Annotated in this window: 5 protein-coding genes; 4 read left to right on the top strand and 1 reads right to left on the bottom strand. The window is 30.3% G+C overall.

Going from position 1 to position 6,608, the window contains the following annotated elements; all coding sequences use genetic code 11:
- The 4 genes from HMPREF2578_RS11315 to HMPREF2578_RS05945 all read left to right on the top strand — a co-directional run.
- On the top strand, nt 1-651 hold a 651-nt coding region (locus HMPREF2578_RS11315), incomplete at its 5' end, for a hypothetical protein (protein ID WP_256275851.1).
- A gap of 221 nt (nt 652-872) precedes the next feature.
- A complete protein-coding gene (locus tag HMPREF2578_RS05955; RefSeq protein WP_049379592.1) occupies nt 873-1,964 on the top strand; it encodes a bifunctional 3-deoxy-7-phosphoheptulonate synthase/chorismate mutase in 1,092 nt (363 codons plus the stop codon).
- 263 nt (nt 1,965-2,227) lie between these two features.
- On the top strand, nt 2,228-3,217 hold the full coding sequence (gene ccpA / locus HMPREF2578_RS05950) for a catabolite control protein A (RefSeq protein WP_017176097.1): 990 nt from the start codon (nt 2,228-2,230) through the stop codon (nt 3,215-3,217).
- A 250-nt stretch (nt 3,218-3,467) separates the two neighbouring features.
- Nucleotides 3,468-5,135, top strand: coding sequence for a formate--tetrahydrofolate ligase (locus HMPREF2578_RS05945; RefSeq protein ID WP_019835462.1), 1,668 nt, complete (start codon nt 3,468-3,470; stop codon nt 5,133-5,135).
- A 270-nt stretch (nt 5,136-5,405) separates the two neighbouring features.
- Here HMPREF2578_RS05945 and HMPREF2578_RS05940 read toward each other — a convergent pair whose 3' ends face one another.
- Nucleotides 5,406-6,293, bottom strand: a complete 888-nt coding sequence (locus HMPREF2578_RS05940) for a transglycosylase domain-containing protein (RefSeq protein ID WP_019835461.1) — start codon at nt 6,291-6,293, stop codon at nt 5,406-5,408.
- Nucleotides 6,294-6,608: the final 315 nt, after the last annotated feature.

Here is a 6,608-nt window from a genome sequence, read left to right as displayed (position 1 = left end):
GAAGAAACAGATGCACTTGCAGCACAACGTCGTGCAATTCAATCAGAAACATCAAGTAATTTAGCAGACGAGTCACCACAAGCGCAAGAAATACAAGAAGCTAAAAAAGAAGCAATTGCTAAAGATGAAAAACAAGAAGAAACAGATGCACTTGCAGCACAACGTCGTGCAGTTCAAAATGAATCAGAAATAAATCAATTATCTAATCCAGCAAGAAGTCATCAAACTCAAAACAGCGAAAATGAATCACAAGCTTCTAAAATTGCATCGGCAGCTAGAACTAAGCAAGCTAAGTTAAAAGATAATAAAGATGTAGCAAGTAATACTCGAAAATTATTTGAGGAGGCACCAATAACATCCTCTAAATATGATAAAGTGCCTAATTTGATAACTAAAAATCATAAGTCATTTAATAAAGATGAAGAAATAACAAAAAATAAACAAACTCACCATGATGCTAAATTTGAAAAAGGAGTTATTACTCACCAACATCAACCATCTCAATCAAATTCAACTCAAAAAAATAAAAAACATAATCAAAAACGTAAAAATCAGAATCAAAAAAATAAAAATAAAAACAAAACGCCAAAGCAACAACAAAGAGCTGAAAAAGCAAATAGTAAAATAGAAAAACGTACATTTAATGATTAATCTTTTTAAAAGAGCAGTGTAATATTTTACATTGCTCTTTTAATTCTTTATATAGTATTATTAATTATATTAATTTTAATAATTCAGAAATATCAGAAAATTTATTTGATTTATAGTTGAATATTTTTAATGTAATTGTTAGAATACTATCTAAATACAATTATTTTACCGCTTTAAAGTAATATAATTCAGTATAGTAAAATTTATTGAGGTGAGTATGAATGTCTACAAAGTTAGAACAATATAGGGAAGAGATAATTTCAATTAATAATCAAATTCTAGACTTATTATCAAAAAGAGGGGAATTAGCCCAAAAAATAGGAGAAGAAAAAATTAAGCAAGGTACTAAAGTTTATGACCCTCAACGAGAAAAAGAAATGATTAATGAATTAATGGATCGTAATAACGGACCATTTAATGATAATGTAATTAAACAATTGTTTAAAGAAATCTTTAAAGCGTCTACTGATTTACAAAAATCAGAAAATGAAAAACACTTATATGTTTCAAGAAAATTAAAACCGGAAGATACAATTGTAAAATTTGATAACGGTGGAGTTATTGGTGATGGAAATAAATCATTTGTATTTGGTCCATGTTCTGTTGAATCTCAAGAACAAGTTGATGCAGTAGCTCGTGATTTACAAGCCAAAGGTGAGAAATTCATTAGAGGCGGTGCATTTAAACCAAGAACATCACCATACGATTTCCAAGGATTAGGAATTGAAGGGCTTAAAATATTGAAAAATGTTAAAGATAAATTCAATCTTAATGTTGTTAGTGAAATTGTAAATCCAGCTGATTTCGAAATTGCTGATGAATACTTAGATGTCTTCCAAATTGGTGCAAGAAATATGCAAAATTTTGAATTACTTAAAGAAGCTGGACGTACAAATAAGCCAATCTTATTAAAACGTGGTTTATCAGCTACTATTGAGGAATTTACATTTGCAGCTGAATACATTGCTTCTCAAGGTAATAAAAATATTATTCTATGTGAACGTGGTATTCGTACTTATGAAAAAGCTACTCGTAATACACTTGATATTTCTGCCGTACCTATCTTAAAACAAGGTACTCACTTACCAGTAATGGTAGATGTTACGCATAGTACAGGACGTAAGGATATTATGTTACCAACTGCAAAAGCAGCACTTGCTGTGGGTGCAGACGGAGTAATGGCAGAAGTACATCCAGATCCATCAGTAGCTTTAAGTGATAGTGGTCAACAAATGGATTTAAATGAATTTGATAAATTTTATAATGAATTAAAGCCATTAGCTGACATGTACAATTCTAAACAACTTAAATAAAACATCATACTTTAATTTACTAGCTATTCATTTTTACTAAAATATAGGGCAATATAGAAAGTTTTATATTTAACTTCTATATTGTTCTTTTTTAGTTAAAACGAATAGTTTTATTTTGATTTTATTAAATCTATTAACTAAAATTTGACACAATTGTGAATATAAGTCTTATATATTTGACACATAACCAATTTATGATAAACTTTGAAAATGAAATGAAAACACGTTATAATAATAAATGAAACGCTTACAAGGAGGAAATTATGACGGTAACTATATATGATGTAGCTAGAGAAGCTCGTGTATCTATGGCAACTGTATCACGAGTAGTTAATGGCAATCAAAACGTAAAACCAGAAACACGTAAAAAAGTAAATGATGTTATTCAAAGATTAAATTATAGACCAAATGCTGTTGCAAGAGGACTAGCTAGTAAACGTACAACTACAGTAGGCGTTATTATACCAGATATCTCTAATATTTATTATTCTCAACTTGCTAGAGGTATTGAAGATATTGCAACAATGTATAAGTATCACTCTATCATTTCTAATTCAGATAATGATTCAGAAAAAGAAAAAGAAATTTTTAATAATTTGTTAAGTAAACAAGTAGATGGCATTATCTTTTTAGGTGGTACAATTTCTGATGAAATCAAAGATTTAATTAATCATTCTTCAGTTCCAGTTGTAGTATCTGGCACAAATGGTAAAGATGACAATATCGCATCTGTTAATATCGATTTTGCTAAAGCTGCCAGAGAAGTTACAGAACAACTTATTAAAACAGGCGCAAAAGATTTTGTACTTGTAAGTGGAGATTATTCTAAAAAGGCTCAAGAAGATGTACTAAGTGGTTTGAAAGATGCTTTAAACAAACATCAATTAAAGTTAAATAACACTATAGAATTATCAGGTTCAGAAAGCTATAAAGACGGAGTGAATGTTTTTGAAAAATTAAAAAATAATTTACCTGATGCTATATTATCTATTAGTGATGAACAAGCAATTGGTATTTTGCATAGTGCTCTTGATGCTGGAATAAAAGTTCCAGAAGAACTACAAATCGTTAGTTTTAATAATACGCGTTTGGTAGAAATGGTTAGACCTAAACTATCTAGTGTCATTCAACCATTGTATGACATCGGAGCAGTAGGTATGCGTCTTCTTACTAAATTTATGAATGAAGAAGACATTGCAGAACCTAATGTAGTTTTGCCACATAGAATTGAATATCGAAATACTACTAAATAAAGTAATGTAGAAAAAAGGATAAAATGAATAATTTTATCCTTTTTTAATATATAAGTTACTATAATATAATTATGTAAACCTTTTAATATTACTAAATTTATTTTTAAGGAAATTAAATATTTTTGTAAACGCTATCAAGTATTCGACATATATTTGTTTGTTAGTTATTATAAAGTAGTAAGATGATTTGGTAGTTATTTCTAAATATCTTATTACATAAAATTTATTTTAAACAAGGGGTTGAAATAATTTGGCACATTTATCAGATTTAGATATTGCTAATCAATCAGAATTAAAACCAATTGGAGACATTGCAAAAAAAGCAGGAATACCTGAACATGCTTTAGAGCAATATGGACACTACAAAGCTAAAATTGATATTAATCAAGTTCAATCAAAAGAAGAAAAAGGTAAAGTTGTCTTAGTAACTGCAATGAGCCCTACACCAGCTGGTGAAGGTAAATCAACTGTAACAGTAGGCTTAGCTGATGCTTTTAATGAGTTAAATAAAAATGTAATGGTCGCTTTACGTGAACCTGCTTTAGGACCAACTTTCGGAATTAAAGGTGGCGCCACTGGTGGGGGATATGCGCAGGTTTTACCTATGGAAGATATTAATTTACACTTTAACGGTGATTTCCATGCAATTACAACAGCGAATAATGCATTATCAGCATTTATAGACAATCACATTCATCAAGGTAATGATTTAGCAATTGATGTACGTCGTGTTGAATGGAAACGTGTACTTGATATGAATGATCGTGCATTACGTAATGTCATTGTTGGGTTAGGTGGACCAACTAACGGTGTTCCACGTGAAGATGGTTTCAATATCACTGTAGCATCTGAAATAATGGCGATTTTATGTTTAGCTCGTAATATTAATGATTTAAAAGAAAAAATCAGTCGTATTACAGTTGGTTATACTCGTGAGCGTAAACCAATTACTGTTGCAGACTTAAAAGTTGAAGGCGCTCTTGCAATGATACTTAAAGATGCAATTAAACCTAATTTAGTACAAACTATTGAAGGAACACCAGCACTTGTACATGGTGGACCATTTGCTAATATAGCTCATGGTTGTAACTCGATTTTAGCAACTGAAACTGCACGTGATTTAGCAGATATTGTTGTTACAGAAGCAGGATTTGGTTCAGATTTAGGCGCTGAAAAATTTATAGACATCAAAGCACGTGAAGCGGGCTTTGAACCTTCTGCAGTTGTCCTAGTAGCTACTGTTCGTGCATTAAAAATGCATGGAGGCGTTGGTAAAGATAATCTAAAAGAAGAAAATGTTGAAGCAGTTAAAGCTGGTATTGTTAATTTAGAGCGTCATGTTAATAATATTAGAAAATTTGGAGTAGAACCTGTGGTTGCTTTAAATGCGTTTGTACATGATACTGAAGACGAAACTGAGGCAGTTAAAGCTTGGGCTAAAGAAAATAATGTACGAATTGCCTTAACAGAAGTATGGGAAAAAGGCGGTAAAGGTGGCGTTGATCTTGCTAATCAAGTTCTTGAAGTCATCGATCAACCACAAGAATTTAAATTCTTGTATGATTTAGATCAATCATTAGAAGAAAAAATTGAAACAATTGTAAAAGAAATCTATGGTGGTTCTTCAGTAACGTTCAGTAAAAAAGCAAAAAAACAATTAAAAGAATTTACCGACAATGGATGGGGCAAATATCCAATCTGTATGGCTAAAACACAATACTCATTTAGTGATGATGCAACCGCTTTAGGTGCACCAACTGATTTTGATATAACTATCAGAGAATTAGAAGCTAAAACAGGCGCTGGATTTATTGTTGCATTAACAGGGGCAATTATGACAATGCCGGGATTACCTAAAAAACCAGCGGCATTAAACATGGATGTCACTGATGAAGGTCATGCAGTAGGATTATTCTAATTTAGATTAAAGAAAAAGCGTTTGAGACATTTACTGTCTCAGACGTTTTTTTGTTTTACCAACAAATTTCATCATTTTGTTGGTAAAACTGCATGTGAAAAAACAAGCGATTTAGCGGCAAAACCAAGTAAAAAACGAATTTCAGGTAATTTAAATCATATATCGATATTTTGTGTTATTACTATCATATATTTATTTTAAAAGGTTCTTAAATTCAATACTCATAAATCATTTAAATTAATATATGTGCGATATAAGATATTGATTGATTCATTGAGGCTTAGTTAATAAATGATCATAAATAGTATATTGTTTTGCCTGTTGATATGTCTTTTTACTGATTACCCCTTCCACTAGCATTCGTTTTAATACATAATACTGACGGTCAATACTAATTTTAACTTCGTTATAAGACTTCAAATCACCATTATCTTCATACGGTGTATACGTATAAGGGCTTTGCAATAAGCCAACAAGATAAGCAGATTGTGCAACATTTAACTTGGAGGGGGGAACGTTAAATAAACTATAGGAAGCAGACGCAATTCCACTTATATTTGCACCATTATAATCGCGTCCAAACGGTACAATATTTAAATATGTATAAATAATTTCATTTTTAGATAATATTTTTTCAAGACGCATCGCTAATATAATTTCATTTGCCTTACGACTATATGTTTTTTCATTTGTTAAGACTTGATTCTTTATTAATTGTTGTGTAATTGTACTTCCGCCAGAACGAGAATTTAAACTTAAAACATCTTGGATCATTGCTCTTATTAACGCTTTTGGTAAAATTCCATCATGTTTAAAAAATAATGTGTCTTCAGAAGATATTAATGCTTTAATTACGTTTGAATTTACATGTTTTGGACCTACGATGAGAGAGTTTTGAGAATGATCATACTCAGTTAAAATATTTTTATCGTGATTCAAAATCTCATCACCTGAAAAGTGTAGTACGCGGTGTTTCAATTCAGTATCACTTATATTTGAAGCTTCTTGAGTAAGATGATGAAAATAAGTAGCAGTACCAAGAACAATAAGTATAGAACCTAAAACTATAATACTCAAAAGACCTACCATAATATGTTTTATAAACTTATAATTTTTTTCAAACGTTTTAAATTGAGCATCTTTAAATAATAATTTCATGGTAGTCCTCCTCAAATTAAATACAGTATATCATATCTAGCATATTTGACTTTTAGAAGAGGTTTTTTTATAATTATTATCAATTCAATATGTATTGAATAAGAGGAGAAGTAATATATAAATTAACTTAACAGAGAGTTAGTGGATGCTGTGAACTAACATGTGTTTATATATGAATACACCTCATACTTATTTATTCAACGTTTATTAATGAGCGTATCATTAATAGAGTAAACAATTCTATTTGAATTGTTAAGTATGGTGGTAACGTGCATAAGCGCCCTTACATTGTTGTGAGGGTGCTTTTTTATTTAA

Origin of the sequence: Staphylococcus sp. HMSC072H03, from assembly GCF_001809305.1 — a bacterium.
Classification (GTDB): Bacteria; Bacillota; Bacilli; order Staphylococcales; family Staphylococcaceae; genus Staphylococcus; species Staphylococcus hominis.
Note: the sequence above shows the minus strand (reverse complement) of the source record. Positions and strands in the feature narration are given on the sequence as shown.